The sequence below is a fragment of the Tychonema sp. LEGE 07196 genome, from assembly GCF_963890365.1.
In the GTDB taxonomy this organism is placed as follows: Bacteria; Cyanobacteriota; Cyanobacteriia; order Cyanobacteriales; family Microcoleaceae; genus Microcoleus.
The window spans coordinates 26,563-50,390 of the sequence record NZ_CAWPRX010000184.1; the positions used below are offsets into that span (position 1 = coordinate 26,563).

The following is a 23,828-nucleotide window of genomic DNA, read 5'->3' on the forward strand; positions in this document are numbered from 1 at the left end:
TTCTTAAAAAGATGGGCCAAAGAGGTCATGGGGCATGGGGCATTGGCCCGCGCAGGGCCTACCTCACCACGCTTGAGAACCGCTATATCGTAAAAGCGAACAAAACTTAGCAAAAAATACGTCATATTTCTTGCTAAGTTTTGTTTGCTTTTTGTATTATTATTTTACAATTTTATAACTCCAAAATTGGATAAATTAATATTGTTAATTAATCAAGTTTACAGTAAAATGAATTAACCAGGTTAAATACTAATGCCCAATTCAAACACAGGAAATAAAAAATATGCCTTCTTCCCCCGCCGTTTACGAAACTTTAGCGAAACAAGTTGCTTACATAGATGACAACCCCCAGTTTCAAACTGTAGTTCAAACTGGTTTGAGCGCTGCCGGCTACCAAATCGATCGCACCTTTGACGATCCGACAACTGGGTTTCACGCGATCGGCTTAATCTCCACCACTCCAGACAAACCGCCAGTTCTCGTATTTCGGGGCGTTGACCAACCGCTCGACGAAGTTGCCAACACAGACCCGCGAGGCATCGGTTTCAACCAATTTGAAGCCAACAAACAAGCCCTAGGAAATTGGCTGACAGAAATCGGTCAAAATACAGCAAAAAATCCCAACCGCTTGCCGCCAGACGTTCTCGGACACAGCTTGGGCGGTGCCTTAACCCAGCTAGCCGCCAGCGAATTCACATCTGCGATCGGAGATGTGGTGACATTCAATTCTCCCGGAGTCGATCGGAGCACAGTCAATACTTTTACACAGAAAGCCGGTACCAGCAAAAATGTAACTCACTACATTGTTAGCGGCGACTTTGTGAGTTTGGGTGGAGAAGCTTTTCTGCCAGGAAAAGTGTTTTTACAAACATTTACCAACCCGATTATTAACCCGCTATTAGTTCTAGAAAAGCACACGCAAACAGGTTTATTAACAACTCCTCCTCTCGGTTTTACTCAAACAGAAATTTCTGCAAACCAATTGAGTAGCCCAGACTTTACTTTTACAGATTCAGATTATTTAGAACTGCTAGCTGGCATAGACTTTGTGCTGCCAGAATTGGGAGCATCACTGGAATCGCGCAGCACCTTCGAGCAATCGAGAAACGCTCCGGGAGCCACATTTTTTGGAAACATTCTTACCATAAAAAATGCTCTCAACCAATCTCAAGCTAATTATTTATTAGGCGACGATGCCAATAATACAGCCACAGGTTTTGGCGGCGACGATATTATTATTGGTAACGGGGGAAATGACACTCTCATCGGCAGTCGCAACAATGATATTATCAGCGGTGGCACCGGCAACGATCAGCTATTTGGCGGCAAAGGAGATGATAATTTGGAAGGGGGAGATGGGGACGATACACTTGTTGGTGGAATTGGTGCCGATATCTTAATTGGTGGCCTTGGACGCGACGTATTAGTGTTAGGAGCAGGCGCAGGTACAGATACAATTATAGACTTTCAACAGGGTCAAGATTTAATCGGTTTGACCAAAGGTTTGACTTTCAACCAACTGAAAGTTACTCAAGCCGATGTTTCAACAACGATCGAAATTGCCAGTAACGGCGAAGTTCTTGCCAGTATTCCTGGCATTTCAAGGAGTCCGCTAACAGCTAGCGATTTTATTTCAATTTAATTGGCTGCTGGCTAATTATCCAGGGTGCGCCGCCAGCACCGATTGATTTGGTTTGTAGTGCGGACTCACATTCCGCACTACAAACCTTGCTGATTGCGGTTCGTAATTCCCTAATCTACATCATCTAGTCCGGGCCTTGGCATCGGTAAAACCTTGATCTTATTTAGCTGTCGCAAACACATCCCGCCGACAACAGCAGCGGTTAAAGATACCCATCCCGTTAGCGGCTGAAGCAGTAAAAATCCGCCGATCGCCAACATCGACCCAAACATTAATACAATCGCCGCTACTACCCGTTTGAGGTCAGTTCCTAAATCTTGAATCGGTTCTAAACCAGTGCGATCGCGCTGTCTTTTCCAACCAGGCCCGCCCGGCCGCACCCGGCGGTAAAATTCATCAAGAGTCTCGTCAGATTCTGCAGGAGTCAGCAGCATCGCCGCGATCCACAGAATGCCAACTGTCACCGTAATAAACATCAAACGCAAACCAAAGTCTTGAATTTGCAAAGCCGGCACCGAACTGGTAGTCAAACCCACCACAAAACCGCCGAGAATTGCTGTCAGTTCCGCCGCTGCATTAATTCGCCACCAAAACCAGCGCAAAATTAACACCAATCCCGAACCAGTACCGATCGCAATTACCAACCGAAAAACCGTCGCCACATCCTGTGCAAAATAAGCCGCCACCGCACCCAAAGCAGTCACAAAAACCGAAGAAAGCCGACCAACCCACACGAGTTCATCTTGAGTAGCATCGGGCTTGACAAAGCGGAGATACAAATCATTAGTTACAAAGGAAGCGCCCCAGTTAATTGAAGTAGAAACCGTACTCATAAAAGCAGCCAGCAGCGATGCGACTACTAACCCCAAAACTGCAGGCGGCAAAAAATCTAACATCAATTTGGGATAGCCCAATTCCCGGTCTTCCAAATCGGGATAAATTGCGATCGCCACCAAAGCTACAATAATCCAAGGCCAAGGCCGCACCACGTAATTCAAAATATTAAACAGCCAAGCCGACTTTTCCGCCTCCGCTTCATCTTTCGCAGCGATCAAACGCTGAATGAATTCACCGCCGCCGTCGCTGCGCCGCCACGACCACCACTGAACGCCAAGATAAGCTAAAAATGTGCTTGAAGTAATACCAGCCGCCTCACTCCACCGAAAGCCACCAGACCCAATACTAAAGGGAAAAAATGATAAAATATCCTGTTTTGTAGCCTGCTGCACTGCCGGAATCAGGGCGTGAATTCCGTGAATCCGATCGCTGCTGAGAGCAAAAAAAGCTACTAAAACAGCCCCCACAAGTGCCAAAACTAACTGAAAAAAATCAGTAGCAACCACGCCCCACAAACCAGCAAAGCCAGCGTAGATTAACACTAAAACACTGATACCGAGAACGCTCAAAAACTTGAGATTTTGTCCCGGTTCAATCCCAAAACCCTGCCAGATTTGCAAAGCATCTACCACTTTCACCGTGGCCAGCATCGCGTAGCCGATACCGATGCAGTTGATAGGAACAGCAAACAAAAATGCTTTTGTAGCCCGCAAAACAGCCGCCGTTTTGCCACCGTAGCGAACCTCTGTCAGTTCCGCATCGGTAATCACTTCAGAACGCCGCCACATTTTGGCAAAAACGTACACCATAATAATGTGAGAAATGCCAAAACTCCACCACTCCCAATTGCCAGCAATTCCCCGATTGCCGACTATTCCAGCAACGTAGAGGGGAGTGTCGATGGAAAAAGTGGTAGCCGCCATGCTGCTACCAGCCAGCCACCAAGGAAGCGATCGACCCGATACAAAAAAATCTACCATACTCTTCGACCCTTTGCGGGAGAGATATAAGCCCACTGATAGGGAGAAGATCAGGTAAAGTAGGACAATTAACCAGTCGATAGGTTGCATAGATTCACGTTGAAATGAATTGAGAATTGCAATTATAGGACTTACGCGCACACTCTATCTTTCGGATGCGCTAAAGCCAAAGAAACCGGGTTTTTTACCGAATCTGTGGACGAGTGCGAAAGATTTTTGCAAAAAACCCGGTTTCTGACCACCCGCGCGCAAGTCTTGAATTAGCTATATTGCAGTTGACGCCTAAAACAGTTTACAGTCTTGAGTCTTAATTACCGTATATTTTTCATAAAATGAGCTGGCAAAAAGTTTAACATGAAGGGCGATCGCCAGACTTTATATAATACCAATTTAATAAATACTTGCTATAGATCAATTTCTAGCCCCCCCTTAACAAGGGGGGGTTGGGGGGGGTTCTATGTAGCACTTATTTTGCAAAATGGTATAAATCCCGAATTTGTCGCTTTCTGCAGTTGTCTGTCAACAAGTTCATCAATCTCCCGCTGTGTAGGAAATATTTCTCCTATTTGAGCGCCCAATAAAAGTAATTGCTCTAAATTAGGATACTGCAAATTGCGTAAATCAGTAGCATTAACTTGAGTGTGTCCGTTGAACAGCCGGAAAAACCCATCTACCAAACTCGAATTTAGATAAACAGTCAATCCCCGCGCCAGAGTGAGGTCTAATCCGCGTCCTTGTTGGTGAAAGTAATTTAAATGATTTTCAAAACCAACGCTAGAATTATTAATTTTGTGGGAATCCCAAACAACTGCAACAATTCGCTTTTGTTCTTCCTTTGACGAAAAGCGCTTAGTCAAAACATAATTTTCGTTGGGTACGAGGAGTGCAGCAGTTTTTTCGGTGATTGCTAAAGCTTGGTGCTTTTTGGTGGCGGTGGGATATTCAACAAACCCAGCCGATAAATGTGCTGGATAAATCAGTGGAACTGCATCTTTTTCTAGTTCTAGCCGCAAGTCAGAACCGACGCGAAAATCTACAACTTTTCCGGTGGAAACTGTCAAACCTAATTCTTTTAGCGTGCAGGTAAATTGAGCCATTTGCTCAACTAATTGCTGGCTGAGGGCATCGGGCAAAATCCGAATAAATTGCTCGGAATCTTTGGGATTAACTACATCAGTATATCGTATATTATGACACAAAATTAGATCGTCATCTGCGCTGGTGCTTGAGGTAATCGTTACAGTATCTGGCTTTTCTATTTGTTTAGTAGCGCGAATAATAATTGTTTCTTGCAAAACAGCATCATCGCGAAATACTTCCTGTCGCGATTCAAAGATATGTATTTGGCGTAAAGCCATCATTTGTAGGAAGACTTTACGAAAATCTCGAAAGTATAAACCGTTGCAAAAACTGCGGGGAGTAATCGATACTAATTCACCGTTTGGTTTGAGCAAGCTAGCGGCGGCAATCATAAAACCAGTGTAGAGATTGCCGGTTTCTACTCCTATAGAACGCAGTAAAGTTCTGGCTTGAGATTTAGCGTTAATTTTAGCATAGGGAGGATTGATGATTGCATGGGTAAATTCCAGTTTTTTTGAGTTTATAAATAGATTGGGATTCAACATTTCAGCAGATTCTTGAATGAAGTCTACGCTGCAAATTTTACTGGTAAAGATTATGCCAAAGTTCTGACATTCAATTCTGCACAATTCTAAGGTTTGTTTGAGGTAGTCAATCAAAATAATATCAATTTCATAAGCTGTTACCTGCATGGTTTGCGGTTTTTTGGGGCGCTGACAAAGCTCGCAAACAACGGCTGCTATCAGGGAACCAATACCTGCACCTGCATCTAATAATGATATATCGGGACACTTGAATTCAAACATTCCCGCCATCAAACTTGCTGCGGAGCAAGGTGTCAAGAATTGTCCTTTTTCTCCTCTCTGGTTTTGCTGCAATTTTTGGGTTGCTTCTAACCGCAGGAGGTCTACTCGATCGAGTAAATTGCTGGCTGTTGTGTTGCTGTCGCCCGGAATGCCTAGTGCTTGAAAATGTGGTGCTATCATTTGTTGAGAAAAGTGCGTTAGCGAAGCCCTCGAAGAGGATCGCCAGTTCAGTTTATTTTCGCCTAAAATTGCACCGATGTGCGAAAATGTCAAGCGCCCTAGAAAATATATAACTTATCCAAAAGTATGTTGACTGTTCATATAGCTAGATCGGGAGGTAGCTAACGATGACACAAACTCAAACCAAGCGTTATGATTTTACTTAAGTATCTAACTGTAAATGATGACAACTATCAACTGGGGTCAAGTTTTAGATAGCATTCCAGAGAATGCCATTGAAGCGATCGTCAACTCTCAATTTGTGTCGGTTCTAATAGAAGCACTTGGATTCACTAAAAATGACCAGTTTCCACAGTTTCCAACAGGTCAGGGTGCTCAGAAAGTAGATTTCGCAGCGCGTAAAAATACTGAGAGTGAGAAGTTTTTGTTCTCTCCTGTCGCTCCCTACTTACTTGTTGAAGGCAAGGGACGGGCCATAGCGACAGGAGCTAAAATTAACTTAGCGGAAGGTACTCCCAAATATAACGAGTCTAGGGAACAGATTAAAAGATATCTGCTATCTCCTAAATGTCAAACGGCTCAATGGGGCATTATTACCAATGGCATTCATATCCAGTTATTTCGGAGGCATGGGAAAGTTGTAATTCCAGCAACTGCTTGCACTCTGATTAACAAAAGTAATATTAGTGCCACTGTCCAATATATCAAATCTTTGATTGAAAACCCGCCCCAGGCATTGACGGTTTGTATCTATAACAATAAAGGAGGAGTGGGCAAAACGACAACAACGCTCAATTTAGCATCAATTTTGCGAAAAGAGAAAAAGAAGGTTCTAGTAGTTGATTTTGATTCACAAAGAGATTTAACTAGAACTCTTGGGCTAGACGTAGGAGCTATTACTTTATCTGACTGTCTGACTGATACAAAAGCAGATGTTAACAAAACAGTTGTTCATTTTACTCACATTGACAAGCCAGGAAAAATCATACATTTTTTTGACGTGATTCCATCAAGTGAGGACATGGAAGACTTTACAGATCAGCGTCTAGCTGAATCAAAAATTCAAAAAGGTGCAAAAAGATTGCGAGATATTCTTAAACCTTTTGTTTTTAAATATGATTACATATTGATTGATTGCCCTACCCAATGGTTATTTTTCAGCCAAAGCAGTGTTTATGCCTCTGATGTTGTTCTCATCCCTACCAAGCATAATGGATTAGCCTCACTACACAATGCAGCTAGGGTGATTACGCAGTTTATTCCTGAAATTAATAAAGTAAGAGCAGATGGTGGACCAATTGCCCTACCAATCTTTTTCAATGGAGAGAAGATCACAGATCCTGCCCTTCAGACAGCCAATCAGGAAATTGGAAAAATAATTAATCAAGCTAAAAAAGATGGTTTTGATCTGCTACCATATTATTGGCCTAAATCTACAAGTGGAAAAGATATTAAAACTATCTTCAGTATTCCCAGTTATGCTAGTGTTGCTAATGCTGCCTTCTCTCACATTCCCGCTGTCTTTCTCAACAAGATCGCTTTAGAACACTATTCGGGTCTAATTAAGGAGTATTTCTTAGAATGAGTAAGTATGATGACATCGGTAAGCTGATGCACCTGCCATTAGCTGATATTGCAGCAGGGGAACCATGTTCAGAATCTGAGTTTATCATCACCGCCGCAGCCGAGGCGGTTATGCAAGCTGGCGGACACAATTGGATTCCTGTAATTGTTAAAGAAACAGATGATTACCAATATCAAGTAGTTAGCAATTCCTTTATTTATGCAGTTGCTCAACAAGCTGAACTAGAGCGAGTCTGGTGCATAATCATTGAACCAGAATCTAAAAACATCTATCAAGCTAAAATTTTGGCAAGGGAAACAATACCAAAAGTTAACTTGAACACAGCATCAAGAGATACTATTCTCGCTGCACTTAGATATTTGGTTGCAGAACCAGGAAGTGCATTGAAGGGATTGGATGTTATTGTAGCAGCTAATCGCATTTCAGCAGCCAATCGGGAAACGTGGTCAAACTTTAGCCCTATTACCAGCTTAAAATGTACCATTACTAAGGGAAAAAAGTTGGATGCACTTGCCAAAGTCTTCTTTTTATCGCCGACTCCTGTTGCACCACCGCCGCCACCGCCTGAAGCAGTTAGCGTGAAACGTGCATCGAGAGATGAAATTTTAGATCGCCTCAATTACTTATCAACTAATAAAATAGGAGGCTTTGAAAATATCGATGCCGAAAAAACAGCCGATGCGATCTTCAACGCGAATAAAGGCAAGTGGAAAAGCCTAACTCCAATTTCAAAACTTGAATGCGGTATCGATACAGCCAAAATGAAAATTTTTAAAACCCTATTTAGGCTGTAAAACTAGGTTCAATCGGGTGACTAATTCATCCGATCGCCCTTCCAGAACAAAGTTTCGCCCTATAAGTTGCTCTAACGCAAAGATGTGCGAAAATGTCAACCGGACTCTCAGACCAAAAGTCCGTAAAAGACAGTTCAACGCTCTCTCACACATTGTTCATGCGTAAACACAAAACATTCTTTTTGTCAAGCTGGTTCGCGATCGGCTTAACAATTAGTTTTCTGCTGATTCCCGGCTGGTTCTCAAACTTCCAAAACCGGGCTAACGCCACACTTCCCCCGCAAACCGCCGAATTTCGCGCTTTCTGGGTGGACGCATTCAACCCCGGTTTCAAAACGCCTCAAGAAGTCACCAAGTTGATTGCAGACGCACAGCGGGCCAATGCTAACGCGATCGTCGCCCAAGTCCGCCGCCGTGGCGATGCTTTTTACACGAGTTCGATCGAACCCCGCACCACCGATCCCAACGTTCCCCCCGGTTTCGATCCCCTCCAAGATTTGATTGACAAAGCCCACGCCGCAGGCATTGAAATCTACGCTTGGATGGTGACGCTGCCGGTGGTTTCTGGCGGCAAACTTCCCGCCGGTCACGTTTGGCAACAACACGGATCTTCAGCCGCAGGCAGAGATAATTGGGCGATGTTGACTTCCAGGGGGGAATCGCCCGGTTTCCTCGATCCCGGCCATCCAGACGCTGTAGATTATACAGTTTCCGTCTATTTGGACTTGCTGAAGCGCTACGATGTGGACGGCGTGCAGTTGGATTACATCCGCTACGGCGGCCCGAATTGGGGCTACAATCCTACTTCGATCGCCCGTTTCAACCAGCAAAACGGTCGATCGGGCAAACCCGCACCCACAGATCCGCTGTGGATGCAGTGGCGGCGCGAACAAGTGACAAATTTAGTGCGGAAGCTATACGTAGAAGCCCTGGCGATTAAACCGCGCGTGAAAATTACCGCCGCCACCATCGCCTGGGGAGACGGCCCGAAAAACGATCGCGACTGGATGCAAACGCAACCTTACAAAGAAGTCTTGCAAGATTGGCGCGCTTGGCTAGAAGAAGGTATTCTCGACATGGCGATGCCGATGACTTACCAGCGCGAGTACAAACGATCGCAAAAACTCGCCTATGACAATTGGATCGAGTACGCCAAAAACCACCAGTACAACCGCCAAATTGCGATCGGCCCCGGCAATTACCTCAACTACATCGAAGACATCCTCGCGCAAGTCCGCCGCGCCGAAGCCCCCTCTGCCAAAGGAAATCACATTGCCGGTACGGTTTTGTATTCCTACGCTAGCAGCAACCTGTATGCAAATGTCGAACTGCGATCGGGCCGCAGCAGCCGAGATTTGCCCCGCCAGCCTTGGAAATACATCTCCCAAAGCAATGATTGGTTTTATACCGCCCTCTCGCAGCCGAGTCAATACGTTGACGGCGCTACGGGCAGAACAATTCAAACTCAGCCAGTGTGGGCGACTGCGGTGGCGGTTCCCGATATGCCTTGGAAGTCGCGGCCGACTGCTGGGGCCATCGCCGGAGTGTTGCAAAAGTGCGATTCCCTACGGGATAGCTTCGCTGCACGAACTTGCGACGGTGCGAGTTTGACATTACAGCCGATCGATGATATGGGCAAGGTGCGGCAACTGCAGGCGGATGGTAAAGGATGGTTTGGGGCGATCGAGCTTTCGCCCGGTTCTTATCAGTTGAAAGTTGACGGAAGTCAGGTTCAACAAACAGTTGATGTTGTCGCCGGTGAAGTTACAAAAGTTAATTTCGCCAGTTTGTAGTTTGTGGGGTTCCCAGCGCGTACCTTACTAATTTTTTGATTGATTGCAGATATGTAGGTTGGGCAGAGTGAAACGCAGCTTCATTCTTGGACTCAACCTACATTTTTTTTTTACCGCAGAGGGCGCAGAGGGCGCAGAGGGAGATTGGAGAGAGGCAAGAATTTAATCAGTTACGGGGCAATTCGTAGGTCGGTGAGTAAAGTAGGATTTACTCAGAAGTGGTACAATTAAATTATCCTGGATTGAAGTGCGCTATTGTCGGTGAAGCTATGTTAATCACAGAAGCCCCTTTCACGCTCCGCAAATGGACGGTTAAAGAATATCAAAAACTCGGAAAAATCGGGTTTTTTCACCCAGAGGAACGAGTTGAATTAATTTCAGGAAATATTCTCAAAATGAGTGCAAAAGGAACTGCCCACACTTCGGCTTTAGGGCGCACGGATAGATTGTTTCAAGACTTGTTTAATAATCTGGCATGGGTACGAGTGCAAGATCCGATCGCCCTCGATGACAATTCCGAACCAGAACCTGATATCGCTGTAGTAGTCATCGATCCCTTGGACTACGCCACTCACCATCCGACTCCTTCAGAAGTATATTTAATTATCGAAGTTGCAGACAGCAGCTTGGCTTACGATCGCGAAATTAAGGCCAAAATCTACGCGCGATCGGGAATTGCCGATTATTGGATACTAAATGTAAATGAGCGACAACTTCATGTTTTTCGAGAACCGACTGAAGACGGGTATCAAAGCGAAATAGTTCTGGGGGAAAGCGCGAGTATTTCACCGCTGCAATTTCCTGCTTTTAATATCGCAATTCAGCAAATGTTGCCACCAATTATACTCAATTAAAAAGCTTACTGATTTTTTTTATTAACCGCAGAGGGCGCAGAGGGCGCAGAGAGGGAAGAGGGAGACAACTATTTAATCTGTAGCTTTGAACCAGGGGTTTAAACCCCTGGCAGACTGCCTAACTGGCTACATATTTACTGGGGACATATTTCAGGAATGAAGTCCTTACTACAAATTTAGTCGCTTTCTAAAATCCCCGCCAGCAAAGCTTGCTGAGCGTGCATCCGATTTTCTGCTTGCTCCCAAACGCGCGATTGATTTCCCTCAATCACCGCATCCGTAATCTCTTCATCCCGGTGTGCCGGCAAACAGTGCAGTACAATTGCATTGCGATCGGCAAACTCCAGCAATCGCTCATTTACCTGATAAGGCTCGAACAAAGGAATCCTGATCTTAGCTTCTTCTTCCTGTCCCATACTCGCCCAAACATCAGTATAAATTACTTGAGCATCCTTAGCCGCCGCTTCCGCATCAGAAGTCACAGTAACTTCTGTTTTTCCATTAGCAATTGCCTTAGCCTTTGCCACAATTTCAGGATTAGGACGAAAATCTTCAGGACAAGCAATTCTGACATTCATTCCCGCCATAGCACAGCCCAACATCAGCGAATTTGCCATGTTGTTTCCGTCGCCCAAATAAGTTAATGTCACTCCTTCCAGCCTGCCAAAACACTCTTTAACTGTCATTAAATCCGCCAACACTTGACAGGGGTGTTCATTATCTGTCAGCGCATTAATTACAGGAACTTTAGCATAATTGGCAAAGGTTACTAAATCCTTTTGATCGAAAGTCCGAATCGCCAAAATGTCTAAATATCGGTCTAAAACTCTGGCTGTATCGACTAAAGGTTCGCCGCGACTGACTTGCGTAACGTTCGGATTGAGGTCAACAACTTGCCCTCCCAATTTGTACATTGCCACCGTGAAACTCACCCGCGTTCGGGTTGAAGCTTTAGAAAATAACAAGCCGAGAACTTTAGTGCGTTTCAGCTTGACCATTCCCGATTTTAAACTGGCTGCTAGATCCAGCACATAATTTAATTCGTCAATACTTAAATCTGCCAGACTTAATAAATCTCGCCCTTTTAATGAATCCATACTTTCCCCATACACAAATTTCTAGCTGTGTCTTAAATCTAAGCCCGCTTGCGTCGGGTTTTGTTTCTGCAACCGCTGTTTTACTCCGCCCAAAAACGGAGATATATCCACGACGCTTGTACGTGGATAGATCGAAATTTCAGACTTTTGTTCCAGATATCAGATCCATCTGTGGAGTAAATCTAAAATCTAAAATCTAAAATCTAAAATTGACTGTGGATCTGGTTTATGCGGGTAATTGTTCGATCGCGCGATCGATCCAATCGCAACCTTGCTCCACCGTTTCTACCACCGCCAACACCCCCCGCAATTCCCCAGCGCCTGGGAAACCTTTAGCATACCAGGTTAAGTGCTTGCGCGCTTGAGACACACCGCTTTGACCTTTATATTCCCACAAAGCCCGCAGGTGTTCCTTAGCACATTCGAGCCGCTCAATTGGTGTCGGAGCTATCTTTTCCACACCAGTTTTCAAGAAATGATCGACTTCTCCTACCAAAAAAGGATAGCCCAAAGTTCCCCGCGAACACATCACTCCGTCAGCACCGGTTTCTTGAAGACAGCGCACCGCAGCTTCCACTGAAAAAATATCCCCGTTACCAATTACAGGAATCGATAAAACTTCCTTAACCCGGCGAATCCATTCCCATTTTGCCGGGCCGGTGTAACCTTGCGATCGAGTGCGACCGTGTACAGTAATCATTTTTGCTCCCGCATCTTCCATCCTCCGAGCAAATTCCAAAATATTAATTTCTTGGTCAGTCCAACCGATGCGAGTTTTAACAGTCACAGGAACATCTACAGCTTCCACCACCGCCCGCACAATTGCCTCGGCCGTTTCCGGGTCTCGCAGCAGCGAAGAACCGCCACCGTTTTTAGTAATTTTGTTCACCGGACAGCCCATGTTAATATCAACAGTATCCGCTCCTTCTGCTACGGCTTTCTGCGCCGCTTCTGCCAAGAAATTCGGCCGGCAGTCAAATAATTGAATGCTAATCGGGCGTTCGTTTGGATCAATTTCCATAATTTTTGGCAATTGCTTCACGTAGTGCAAACCCGTAGCGTTGACCATTTCGGTGTACATCATCGAATCCGGGGCGTAGCGGCGCACCAAACGGCGAAATACTAAATCAGTAACACCTGATAAGGGCGATTGCAGGACGCGGCTTTTTACTTCCAAATCGCCTATTTTGAGCGGAGTTGCTAATCTTTCTTTTAATTCTGGAGATAAAGTAAGCATAGTCGATCGCACTTTAATTCTAATATCTGTATATTCTACTACAACTGAGATATTTTTTCAGTTATTAGCCAAATCTTGAGCCGAAGATTGAGCTATATCATTTTCAGTAGATTATCCCAAATAACCAAGGAAGGTTCGTAGTGCGGACTTAAGTCAGCTCTCAAGTTGCGTACTCTTGTAGGCGCGCTAACAGTTTTTGTAATGGTAATCGACCAGACATGACATGATATCATTGGCAGCAAATCACTTTTGCTACTGTCATTACAAAACCAAGTGAAGCAATCGCTCTTGCTTGAGATTAGTTTTCTCAGCAGCCGCACAGTTTTGCCATCGCGGGTATGGAGGCGGACATAGGACAGCGAAAAGAATACTTAACCGGACTGCAATGTCTATTTTACTGCGGGCGATCGCCCGAATTCGAGTATTGTCAAACCAGAACCCAAAGCCGAACCCAGACAACACTTAAATCTATTTGCGGCTATCGCTTGACTTTATATCTATCTATGGGGCTTAGCCATCAATGGGCGATCGACCTACCAAAAATGCCGCCCAAGTCATATTTTTATTGTTGAATTCTGCCGAACCCAGCCTTTTGCCTTCCTAGGACAAATGCTTAAATTTTATTGGGATTCTGCAAAAACTATACATAACATCGTTTTAAACTACAATTGGTTGATTCCCGACGACGATCGAACATTATAAAAATTTTAGAGAATTCTATGGACGCCAAAGCACTCTGGCAACGCTACCAAGACTGGCTTTACTATCACTCTGGATTGGGACTTTATCTCGATATCAGCCGCATGGGATTTGACGACGCTTTCGTAACAGCACTCAAACCCAAATTTGACAAAGCTTTCAAAGATATGGCAGCTTTGGAATCAGGCGCTATCGCCAATCCCGACGAACACCGCATGGTGGGTCACTACTGGCTCCGAAACCCCGATTTGGCTCCCACTCCAGAATTAAAACAACAAATAATTGAAGAAATTGCACAAGTCGAAGAATTTGTCAAGAAAGTTCAAAACCGCGACATCAAACCGCCCTTTGCTCCGCAATTTACCGACATAATCTCGATCGGCATCGGCGGTTCCGCTCTCGGCCCCCAATTTGTCGCCGAAGCCCTATCCCCAGACATCCCGCCCCTAGCAATTCATTTTATCGACAACACAGATCCTGCAGGGATCGATCGCATCCTCAACAAAATCAAAGACAAACTCAGCAGCACCCTAGTAATTACCATATCCAAATCCGGCGGCACCCCCGAACCCCGCAACGGCACCATCGAAGTTCAAAAAGCCTTCGCCGCCCAAAAACTAGACTTCGCCAAACAAGCAATTGCCATCACCGGCACAGACAGCAAACTAGACAAATTAGCAAAATCCCAAGGCTGGATTGCCACCTTCCCCATGTCAGACTGGGTGGGAGGACGCACCTCAGAACTCTCAACAGTAGGACTTTTGCCCGCAGCTTTGCAAAACATCGACATTCGGGCCATGCTAGACGGCGCTAAAGTCATGGACGAAGCTACCAGAATTCCCGAAATTAAAAACAATCCCGCCGCCCTTTTAGCGATGAGTTGGTATTTTGCCTGCAACGGACGCGGCGAAAAAGATATGGTAGTTTTGCCATACAAAGATTCCCTGCTATTATTCAGCCGCTATTTGCAGCAATTAGTCATGGAATCTATAGGCAAAGAAAAAGATTTAGAAGGCAACACAGTTCATCAAGGAATCGCAGTCTACGGCAACAAAGGCAGCACCGACCAACACGCCTACGTCCAGCAACTGCGCGAAGGCGTGCCGAATTTCTTCCTCACATTTATCGAAGTATTGGAAGACAGGCAAGGCATTTCCCCAGAAGTAGAAACAGGTGTTACTTCTGGAGATTATTTGTCTGGTTTGTTGCAGGGAACTCGACAAGCTTTGCACGAAAATCACCGAGATTCAATTACTGTCACAATTCCCCAAGTCAACCCTCGGACAGTAGGAGCATTAATCGCCCTCTACGAAAGAGCAGTAGGTTTTTACGGTTCCTTGGTAAATGTCAACGCCTATCACCAACCGGGCGTGGAAGCAGGCAAAAAAGCTGCCGCTGCTGTATTGGATTTGCAAAAACAGGTACTGCAAGTGCTCACAGACGCTCATGCACCTCTGTCTGTAGCAGAAATAGCCAAACAAGCCGGAAAACCAGAGCAAATCGAGACAATTTACAAAATTCTGCGACATTTGGCAGCCAACGGGCGCGGCGTAGCTTTAGAGGGGAAATTAGCGCAACCTGCTACTTTAACCGCAAGTCACAAAGAGAATTAAACAGTAGAATTAAGAATTAAAAGTGAAATTACTCATTTTTAATTTTTAATGTTGAATTTTTGATGTCCGCCCATGCCCCTGACGATTCTGGTTGCTGACGACGATTTCGCTACTCGCCTGTCGATTACCGATTATCTGGAAATTACCGGATACTCTGTAATTCCTGCTGAGAACGGCAAAGAAGCTTTAGGGTTGGTACAGGAATTTCAGCCCCACTTGATTGTCACCGACATTACAATGCCCGAAATGGATGGCTACGAATTTGTGCGGCGAGTTCGGACTCGTCCCGCTTTTCGTTTGCTACCGGTGATTTTTTTGACGGAACGCACGAGCACTGAGGAACGGATTCGCGGCTATCAGATGGGGTGCGACAATTTTCTGGCTAAGCCTTTTGAACTACAGGTGTTGGGGGTGGTGATTCGCTCTTTGCTCGATCGCTACGCTCTCATTGCTCAGGCATCTTCTCGTTCGGAATCAGAATCTACGTCAACAGAGGCACGTCACAGAGCCACCAACCACCCTGAATCCGATTTTTTAACTCAAAAGTCAGAAACTGGCGATGGCTATTCTCCCCGCCAAAATGCTCCGAATTTAACGCAGCGAGAGCAACAAGTGCTAGATTTGCTGACAGAAGGTCTTTCTAATATTCAAATTGGCCTTCGGCTGCACCTCAGTCCCCGCACCATCGAAAAGCACGTCAGCAGCTTGTTCAGGAAAACTGAAAGCAGCAACCGAACAGAACTCGTTCGCTTTGCGATGGAACACCATTTAGTCAGTAATTGGTAATTGGGAATTGGGAATTGGGAATTGGCCAAACAGGCCAAACAGGGCATTGTTAATTGTTAATTGTTAATTGTTCCTGAGTGATAACATACTCCAACAAACCCTCTGAAGCGTCCATCAGCAAATCAATTACCCGATCGAATCCATCCGGGCCGCCGTAGTAAGGATCTGGCACTTCTTTCAGGTCGTATTTCTGGCAAAAATCGCACATCAACCGCACTTTATCTTGATATTTTCCCGCCTTGTCGAGAGCAAGAATATCCTGATAATTTTCCCGATCCATCGCCAGAATCAAATCAAAATTTTCAAAATCTTTCCTTTGAAATTGACGGGCTGCGCCTAACAATTCAATTCCTTGCTTCCTCGCAGCCAATGTCATGCGGCTGTCAGGGGCGCTACCAATGTGATAGCCACCTGTTCCGGCGGAATCGCAGGTGATACGATCGCCCAAACCTGCTTTTTCGATTAAGTGATCCATGATATTTTCTGCTGAGGGCGATCGGCAGATGTTTCCAAGGCATACAAATAGTAATTTAGTCATTAGTTATTAGTTATTGGTTATTAGTTATTGGTTATTAGTTATTGGTTATTGGTTATTGTCATTTTATTAGTCATTAGTCATTAGGAAGAAGGTTTTTTTCATCTTTTTCCCAAAGTTTCCTACTTCATATAAATCAACCAGTCATTAGCTATCAAGTCGTTATACCAATTTCATAAAGTAGCGCTAGATATTACCACCCAACTCCCCCGATGCTTTGGGGGGGCTAGGAGTTCATCAGCACATCTCTAGAAAAATAGTATTACTCAACATAAATCACTAATGACTGATGACTAATGACTGATGACTACTGACTACTGTCAACTGCCAACTGACCAAGGGCTTAGAAACCGGGGAGATTCAGTCCGCCGGTCAGTTCTTCCATTTTCTCCCGCATCGTAGCCGTAGACTTAGTGTAAGCATCCTGCATCGCCACGGTGACGAGTTCAGAAACCACATCAGCACCTTCACCGAGGGCATCCGGTGCAATTTCGACCCGGCGGGGTTCTTGGTTGCCGCTGAGAAAAACTTTGACCAAGCCGCCGCCGGCAGTTCCCTCAATTTCCATTACATCCAACTCTTCTTGAAGCTTTTTAGCTCCTTCTTGAACTTGCTGAGCTTTTTTGAAAGCTTCAGTCAGTTCTTTCATTTTGCCCAGGCCGAAGCCAAATCCTTGTCCTGATTTTGTCATAATTAATTTGTCAGAAAAATGGGTAGAAACCCCGTGCTTATAGCACGGCTTTACATCAATTTAAATCCCCTCGCGGGGTGGAGGGGTATGGTTGCCCCTCCGATGAGGTATGGTTGCCTCGTTCTCCTTGCGGAGTTAAGTTAGCTTGTCGGCCAATGTTTAGTGAGCTTGTTAGACCGAAAGCACTGTTCCAGTGACCTTAGAACTGTTTAACCTTCAGCGACAGAGCGGAAAACTAGCTACGCATTCTCCGGTGTCGTGACTCAAAAAACGTAGTCAGTTAAGACTTAGGCCCGTCAGAATGGCTTGTTAGATTTCTCTTTCAAGCCTCATGCCGTCAGGGCTGAGGTTCCTGACAATTACTTTGTGATGGTGTGTGGGCTGGCAGTTTGCCGCTTTCGTATTACTTCAATGATGCCTTAGAAAGGGAACTCTCCCAGTATTCTAACTTCTGGCTCCAACAACAGCGACCACCGCTGCTCGACTTGCTGTTGAACGTGGCGGATCACTTGAAAAATATCATTTGCCGTTGCTGACCCGCAGTTAAGAATAAAATTAGCATGGCGCTGAGCTACTTGCGCGCCCCCGATCTGATATCCCTTCAGTCCCGCTTGTTCGATGAACCAACCTGCCGTCTTGGGGCCGGGGTTACGGAAGACTGAGCCACAGCTCGGTAAGTGGTAAGGTTGAGTTGTCCGCCGCTGGCTGAAATTTTCATTAGTGACGGCCATTACTTGCGATCGGTCAAATCCCGGCTGCAACTGAAAAGTCGCTTCTGTTACCAGGCGATCGCCCCCTTGCAACACCGAAGTCCGGTAGCGGTACTCCAACTCTTGGGGAGTCAAAATTTCCACCTTACCGGAGGGGGATAGCAGGCGAGCATTGACCAGAATATCAGCAGTACAGCCCCTGTGAGCGCCTGCATTCATCACCACAGCTCCTCCCACGGTGCCCGGTATACCGACAGCCCATTCTAGACCTTTCCAGCCCCGTTTAGCCGCCAACCAAGCGAGGCGCGGAATTGACTCCCCCGCCCCGGCCGTAACTTGACCTGCTTCTGCATTGAAATGCACTTGCTTGAGGTAGCGAGTGGCAACGACCAAACCGGACAAACCCCGATCGCTTACCAACAGATTAGAACCCGCACCCAGCAGAGTCACCGGCACCCCTTCATCGTGTGCCCAGGCAAAACTTGCTTGCAAAGCCTCCACAGTGCGGGGAGCGACGTACCACTCGGCCGGCCCGCCGACTCGGAAGGAAGTCAGGCCAGCCAGCGAAACCTGGGAGTTAATCTTGCAGTCAGTTCCCCGCAAAGAAATAGGAGAATACACTCGCTGATTGTCCTTAACAGAAAAGTGATTCGAGATAGCCACCATCTTGAAAATCCTTAAATATACATTCGCTCGAAGACGTGGTTGAAAATTTATTTATCGGTGCCGCCACTTGGAGCGAGCCGCCCGAGCCAGCAGTGTCGGTACAACCTGCACCGCCGGAGGCTGTCGATTGTACTCTTTCGGGCGAGCTAAACTAATCCGGGCGCGAGGCGGCTTGATAACAGGCCATCACCTCTGGAATAATCTGATTGAGATTACCAGCACCCAAAAATAAAGCCAAATCTCCCGGTTGCAGATTTTCTTTTAAAAACTGAGTGACTAATTCTAGGGAAGGCAAAAACTTCACTTCCCGCCCTGCTTTAGCAATCAAATCAGCAACCTGCCGCCCGCTAATTTTTCCTAAATTTGGTTCCCCAGCACTATAAATATCGCAAGCCACAACCAAATCTGCATCCCCAAAAGATTGAGCAAATTCTGGCAAAAATGTCAGAGTCCGGCTGTAACGGTGAGGTTGAAAAATAGCAACCACTCTTCGAGCTTTCTGATTTTTTTCGCTACCTTCGATACGCAAGCGAGCCGCCGCCAAGGTGACGAGAATTTCGCTCGGGTGGTGGGCGTAGTCGTCCACAAACAAGATGTCATTGTGAAAACCCCGCACCTCAAAACGGCGGCGAGCACCTTCAAAGCCGGAAATCGCTTTGGCGATCGCCAAAAACTCCAACCCCAACAATCGACCCACTGCTACCGCCGCTAGTGCATTGCTGAGATTGTGTGTCCCCAGCAACTTCAACTCCATTTCCCCCAGGAAAGCTCCTCGCTCCAAAATACCAGCCTTGGTGCTTTCGGCACCGTACTCCACCCCCGAAACCGTGTAGTCAGCACCGCTGTTCGGATTCAAGCTGTAGCTGACATTGGGGGCGAGGCAGTCTTTGACGATTTTGTCGTCAATGCAGCCCACCAAGGTTTGACAGTTTTGGGCAAACACCTTAAATATGTCTATCACTTGGTCGAGACTCTCGTAATGGTCTGGATGATCCAGTTCCACATTGGTCACTATGCCAATTTTTGCTACCAGCTTGACGAGAGAACCGTCGGATTCATCAGCCTCGGCAACTAAGTAGGGGCCTTGGCCGGCACGGGCATTGCCTTCCCAAGCATTTACCTCGCCTCCTACCACGATCGTCGGGTCTAGACCCGCAGCCATCAGCATGAAGCCGATTAAGCTGCTAGTAGTAGTTTTGCCGTGAGTCCCTGCTACAGCTATGCTTTGGTAATCTTGAATTAAGGCGGCCAACACATCCGATCGATGAAAAATCGGACAGCCCAAATCTAGAGCAGCTCGATATTCGGCATTTGCAGGGTGAATTGCCGTCGAACATACTACTTGAGGCAATCCCCCATTTGCTGGGGCGTCCGAACCGTTGCTGTTCAATTTGAGAGCTTTGGCTGTCGCGACGGAAGTCCCTACCGCACCAGCGACCGAGGATACTATATTTTCGGGTGTCCCGCGATCGGGACTGCTACCGTTGATGGCCGTTTGAAAAACTTCAAAATTGCTGGCGTCTTGACGCCAAAAAATGTGAGCTCCCATTTCTTGCAAGCGCTCGGTGATGTGACTCGATTTAATATCGGAGCCGTACACGGGCAACTTGCGTTTAGCTAGAATGTAGGCAATGGCTGACATCCCAATTCCACCAATGCCGATGAAATGAAATGGTCTACCGCTGAAATCAACAGAACTCGGCATCTTCGCTCCTCACACACCACGCCACGCCAATAACACGCGATATCATATCAAGAATTGTTTTTTTCAGGATACAGTTCGCTAGACATTTTTGTACACAATTCTCTGCGCTTCCCTAAATTTCGGGATTTGTAGAGAGGTTTGTCTTGTATCCTATTTGACTTAGTACCGAGTAGTTTTCCGGAACAGTCACAAAAGAGAAAATTGCAGGTCAGAGAGAATGGGGTTTGGGGCCAGGATCGGCTGACTAATTTTGGGCGGTTGCACAGTCCTGCATTCTTTCTATTTCTGTCCGCCTGCTGTGCTGGGATACGGCAGCAAAAGCCCCACAATCTTTTTACGAAGATTGAGGGTAAAACCCATCAGGATTTACAAACACTACCACGTATGGCACAACTTCGCTCATTTTTTAGTCTTCGATCTGTTGCTACGTTTGACTGTTGACTGTTGACCGATCGCGCTTTTGAGATTTTCTGCGAGGGAAATTAATTTTTCCGTTCTCTTTACAAGGAACAGGCTTTAAACCCATTTTTTCTATTAAGTATGCTAAGTATAGTTTTGAGAAAGATGAGGTACTATGTGGCATAGGGCATAGGGCATAGGGCATTGGGTATCGGGCATAGGGCATGAGGCTCTCCTCACTTTTTTGATAACCGCTATACCCCTTTGGCAAAACTCAATCTGACATGATGTTGGCCAGACTGAGCTATAGTAGGTTTCTCACTTTGTTTACAGACAAAAGTAATGCCGGTGTCTGGGAGCGGACTTAAGTCGGCACTACGAACTAATCCGCGATCGGACTATATAACTGGTCAAAGCCTACAAAAATAAAATTTCGGTAAAGTCTGTATTAATCCTAATTTTTGGGAAATATGGAAAAAGTAGCGATTTTGGGGGGGACTTTTGACCCGGTTCATTTCGGGCATTTGTTGATGGCCGAGACGGCGGTGAGTCAATTTGGGATCGATCGAGTCATTTGGGCGATCGATCGCACCCCTCGTCACAAGTCGCACAGTGTTTTGGCAAGTTTTGACCAACGGCGGGAAATGGTGGCTCTGGCAACGGCCGGGCGGTCGGATTTGGGACTTTTGCCAGTGGATACCAATCCCTCTGGAACTTCTGCTATTGACACTTTGTTATATTTGCAAAAAATCTATCCGGGCGATCGGCGGTACTGGATTATTGGTAGCGACGCGCTCCAAACTCTCCCCAAATGGCACCGGTGCAGCGAAATTGGCGGGTTGTGCGACTGGTTGGTGGCCCCGCGTCCGAGTCAGAAAAATCGGGATCGAGAAAAAAACGGGGAAATTTGCTCCTTTGAGTGGGGGGATAGTTTGTGGGATGCAGCCATTGATGGGGATGACAAAATGCAGGATCAGACAAAAGCTGTTTGCTGTAAAGTTGCTCAACAGATGGCTCTGGTGAATGTGGAAATTCGCTGGGAGGTGCTCTCCATGGGTGCGATCGAGATTTCGTCGAGCCACATCCGCCGCTTGGGTGCCGAAAATCGCGATCTCAGTTACTTAGTCCCGGAAGCTGTACGGACTTATATTGCGACTCAGAACCTTTACCAGCAAGCAGCAGCCGAAATCTGAATGCCTTTGGCCTGGGGATTTCTGGCGAGTTCAAAAAAGTTTAGGCTTTTTTGATACAGACGAAAAGTTAGAAAGGATCAGCCTTTGCGATATGATCTTGTCTCATAAGTCAATTCTTAAATTTTTCCAAAATTTAAGCCTGAGCTAAGGGCTGCAATCGTTAGGAGGTAATAAGGTGATTAGAGTCGCGATCAATGGTTTTGGACGTATTGGGCGCAGTTTTGCGCGCTGTTGGCTGGGCCGAGAAAATAGCCAGCTCGAACTCGTAGCAATTAATGACACTTCCGATCCCAAAACTAATGCCCACTTGCTGAGATACGATTCCATGATGGGAACGTTGAAGGGTGTGGACATCAGCACGGATGAAAATTCGATTATTCTCAATGGCAAGACAGTTAAGTGCGTGAGCGATCGCAATCCGCTCAACCTGCCTTGGAAAGATTGGGGTATTGATCTGATTATTGAAGCAACCGGCGTCTTCGTTGACCAAGCTGGTGCATCGAAGCATATCACGGCCGGCGCGAAAAAAGTGCTGATTACTGCTCCGGGTAAAGGGCCAGAAGTAGGGACTTATGTGATGGGAGTCAACCACCACAACTACAAGCACAGTGACTACACAGTCATCAGCAATGCTAGCTGTACCACTAACTGTCTAGCTCCGGTACTGAAAGTGCTTAACGACAATTTTGGCATCATCAAAGGCATGATGACCACTACCCACAGCTATACTGGCGACCAGCGCTTGTTGGATGCCAGCCACCGCGACTTGCGGCGGGCGCGGGCGGCGGCGATGAATATTGTGCCGACTTCTACCGGAGCTGCCCAAGCTGTGGCTTTGGTGATTCCAGAGTTGAAGGGTAAGTTAAATGGCATCGCCATGCGCGTGCCGACTCCCAACGTGTCGGTAGTTGATTTTGTGGCTCAGGTAGAGAAAAAGACTTTTACCGAGCAGGTAAATCAAGTGTTCAAAGAAGCAGCCGAAGGCTCGATGAAGGGGATTTTGGAGTACAACGATTTGCCTCTGGTTTCTTGCGACTATCGCGGAAATGATGCTTCTTCAATCTTGGATGCCAGTTTGACACTGGTGATGGACGGCGACATGGTGAAGGTGTTGTCTTGGTACGACAATGAGTGGGGCTACAGTCAGCGGGTGGTTGACTTGGCTGAATTGGTCGCCGAACGCTGGGAAGGCTAATACCCGAAGGTAGAAGGCATTAGTCAGAAGGTAAGTCGCTTGGGTTCGGCGAGATTTCGCGTCATCGCACGGGTGGCAGAAACCGGGTTTTTTAGCCAAATATTCGGTTCAAACCGTTAAGATTGGTAAAAACCCGGTTTCTCGATCGACATCGCACCGGTGGCAGAAACCGGGTTTTTTAGCCAAATATTCGGCTCAAACCGACAGAAGAGCACCATTCTCAACAAGCTCTTAAAAACCGGGTTTCTGAACGAGAGATATAGGTGGTGATGCTAAATTTGCGGTCAGAAACCCGGTTTTTGCCACAGGTGCTCTTCTATCAGTTCAAACCGTTAAAATTGGTAAAAACCCGGTTTCTCGACTATCGACCGGTGGCAGAAACCGGGTTTTTTTAGCCAAATATTCGGTTCAAACCGACAGAATAGCACCATTCTCAACAAGCTCTTAAAAACCGGGTTTCTGAACGAGAGATATAGGTGGTGATGCTAAATTTGCGGTCAGAAACCCGGTTTTTGCCACAGGTGCTCTTCTATCAGTTCAAACCGTTAAGATTGGTAAAAACCCGGTTTCTCGATCGACATCGCACCGGTGGCAGAAACCGGGTTTTTTAGCCAAATATTCGGTTCAAACCGACAGAAGAGCACCATTCTCAACAAGCTCTTAAAAACCGGGTTTCTGAACGAGAGATATAGGTGGTGATGCTAAATTTGCGGTCAGAAACCCGGTTTTTGCCACAGGTGCTCTTCTATCA

General features: G+C 46.2%; 17 protein-coding genes. 9 read left to right on the forward strand and 8 right to left on the reverse strand.

Annotation, left to right across the window (positions count from 1 at the left end):
* The first annotated feature begins 283 nt into the window (after positions 1-283).
* A complete protein-coding gene (locus AACV78_RS21795) occupies positions 284-1,642 on the forward strand; it encodes a Tle-like phospholipase domain-containing protein (protein WP_194009757.1) in 1,359 nt (452 codons plus the stop codon).
* A gap of 110 nt (positions 1,643-1,752) precedes the next feature.
* Here AACV78_RS21795 and AACV78_RS21800 read toward each other — a convergent pair whose 3' ends face one another.
* Both AACV78_RS21800 and AACV78_RS21805 read right to left on the reverse strand, forming a co-directional pair.
* On the reverse strand, positions 1,753-3,549 hold the full coding sequence (locus tag AACV78_RS21800) for a sodium:solute symporter family protein (protein ID WP_194009756.1): 1,797 nt from the start codon (positions 3,547-3,549) through the stop codon (positions 1,753-1,755).
* A gap of 365 nt (positions 3,550-3,914) precedes the next feature.
* A complete protein-coding gene (locus tag AACV78_RS21805) occupies positions 3,915-5,525 on the reverse strand; it encodes an Eco57I restriction-modification methylase domain-containing protein (RefSeq protein ID WP_228042382.1) in 1,611 nt (536 codons plus the stop codon).
* Positions 5,526-5,745: 220 nt separating this feature from the next.
* On the opposite strand from AACV78_RS21805, the gene AACV78_RS21810 reads away from it, so the two are divergent.
* The 4 genes from AACV78_RS21810 to AACV78_RS21825 all read left to right on the forward strand — a co-directional run bounded on the left by AACV78_RS21810 (position 5,746) and on the right by AACV78_RS21825 (position 10,551).
* Positions 5,746-7,110 carry an AAA family ATPase gene (locus tag AACV78_RS21810; RefSeq protein WP_228042383.1) on the forward strand — a complete coding sequence of 455 codons (1,365 nt, stop codon included), beginning with the start codon at positions 5,746-5,748 and terminating at the stop codon, positions 7,108-7,110.
* On the forward strand, positions 7,107-7,904 hold the full coding sequence (locus tag AACV78_RS21815) for a hypothetical protein (RefSeq protein ID WP_194009755.1): 798 nt from the start codon (positions 7,107-7,109) through the stop codon (positions 7,902-7,904). Before AACV78_RS21810 ends, AACV78_RS21815 begins: the two co-directional genes overlap by 4 nt.
* Before the next feature lie 158 nt (positions 7,905-8,062).
* Positions 8,063-9,697: a family 10 glycosylhydrolase gene (locus AACV78_RS21820; protein ID WP_194009754.1), complete on the forward strand. Its 1,635-nt coding sequence runs from the start codon at positions 8,063-8,065 to the stop codon at positions 9,695-9,697.
* 269 nt (positions 9,698-9,966) lie between these two features.
* Complete coding sequence (locus AACV78_RS21825; protein ID WP_194009753.1) at positions 9,967-10,551, forward strand: Uma2 family endonuclease; 585 nt, start codon at positions 9,967-9,969, stop codon at positions 10,549-10,551.
* A 176-nt stretch (positions 10,552-10,727) separates the two neighbouring features.
* Here the strand turns inward: AACV78_RS21825 and argF are convergent, their stop codons facing one another.
* Together argF and dusB are read right to left on the reverse strand one after the other, a co-directional pair.
* Positions 10,728-11,648 carry an ornithine carbamoyltransferase gene (gene argF, locus AACV78_RS21830; RefSeq protein WP_194009752.1) on the reverse strand — a complete coding sequence of 307 codons (921 nt, stop codon included), beginning with the start codon at positions 11,646-11,648 and terminating at the stop codon, positions 10,728-10,730.
* Positions 11,649-11,874: 226 nt separating this feature from the next.
* Complete coding sequence (gene dusB, locus AACV78_RS21835; protein WP_194009751.1) at positions 11,875-12,885, reverse strand: tRNA dihydrouridine synthase DusB; 1,011 nt, start codon at positions 12,883-12,885, stop codon at positions 11,875-11,877.
* Between the two features lie 719 nt (positions 12,886-13,604).
* Between dusB and AACV78_RS21840 the strand changes: the two genes are divergently transcribed.
* Positions 13,605-15,197, forward strand: coding sequence for a glucose-6-phosphate isomerase (locus tag AACV78_RS21840; protein WP_194009750.1), 1,593 nt, complete (start codon positions 13,605-13,607; stop codon positions 15,195-15,197).
* Positions 15,198-15,269: 72 nt separating this feature from the next.
* Entirely contained in the window at positions 15,270-15,983 is a 714-nt protein-coding gene (locus AACV78_RS21845; protein ID WP_194009749.1) for a response regulator transcription factor, read from the forward strand.
* Positions 15,984-16,032: 49 nt separating this feature from the next.
* Here AACV78_RS21845 and AACV78_RS21850 read toward each other — a convergent pair whose 3' ends face one another.
* The 4 genes from AACV78_RS21850 to murC form a co-directional block, all read right to left on the reverse strand.
* A complete protein-coding gene (locus AACV78_RS21850; protein WP_194009748.1) occupies positions 16,033-16,521 on the reverse strand; it encodes a low molecular weight protein-tyrosine-phosphatase in 489 nt (162 codons plus the stop codon).
* Between the two features lie 340 nt (positions 16,522-16,861).
* The gene (locus tag AACV78_RS21855; protein ID WP_194009747.1) at positions 16,862-17,209 is read right to left on the reverse strand and encodes a YbaB/EbfC family nucleoid-associated protein; all 348 of its coding nucleotides are present in this window, start codon (positions 17,207-17,209) and stop codon (positions 16,862-16,864) included.
* 419 nt (positions 17,210-17,628) lie between these two features.
* Entirely contained in the window at positions 17,629-18,585 is a 957-nt protein-coding gene (gene murB, locus AACV78_RS21860; protein ID WP_194009746.1) for a UDP-N-acetylmuramate dehydrogenase, read from the reverse strand.
* A gap of 151 nt (positions 18,586-18,736) precedes the next feature.
* Positions 18,737-20,290: a UDP-N-acetylmuramate--L-alanine ligase gene (gene murC / locus AACV78_RS21865; RefSeq protein WP_194009745.1), complete on the reverse strand. Its 1,554-nt coding sequence runs from the start codon at positions 20,288-20,290 to the stop codon at positions 18,737-18,739.
* 869 nt (positions 20,291-21,159) lie between these two features.
* Here murC and nadD point away from each other — a divergent pair.
* Complete coding sequence (gene nadD, locus AACV78_RS21870) at positions 21,160-21,882, forward strand: nicotinate (nicotinamide) nucleotide adenylyltransferase (protein WP_194009744.1); 723 nt, start codon at positions 21,160-21,162, stop codon at positions 21,880-21,882.
* A gap of 175 nt (positions 21,883-22,057) precedes the next feature.
* On the forward strand, positions 22,058-23,077 hold the full coding sequence (locus AACV78_RS21875; protein ID WP_194009743.1) for a type I glyceraldehyde-3-phosphate dehydrogenase: 1,020 nt from the start codon (positions 22,058-22,060) through the stop codon (positions 23,075-23,077).
* Positions 23,078-23,828 lie beyond the last annotated feature (751 nt).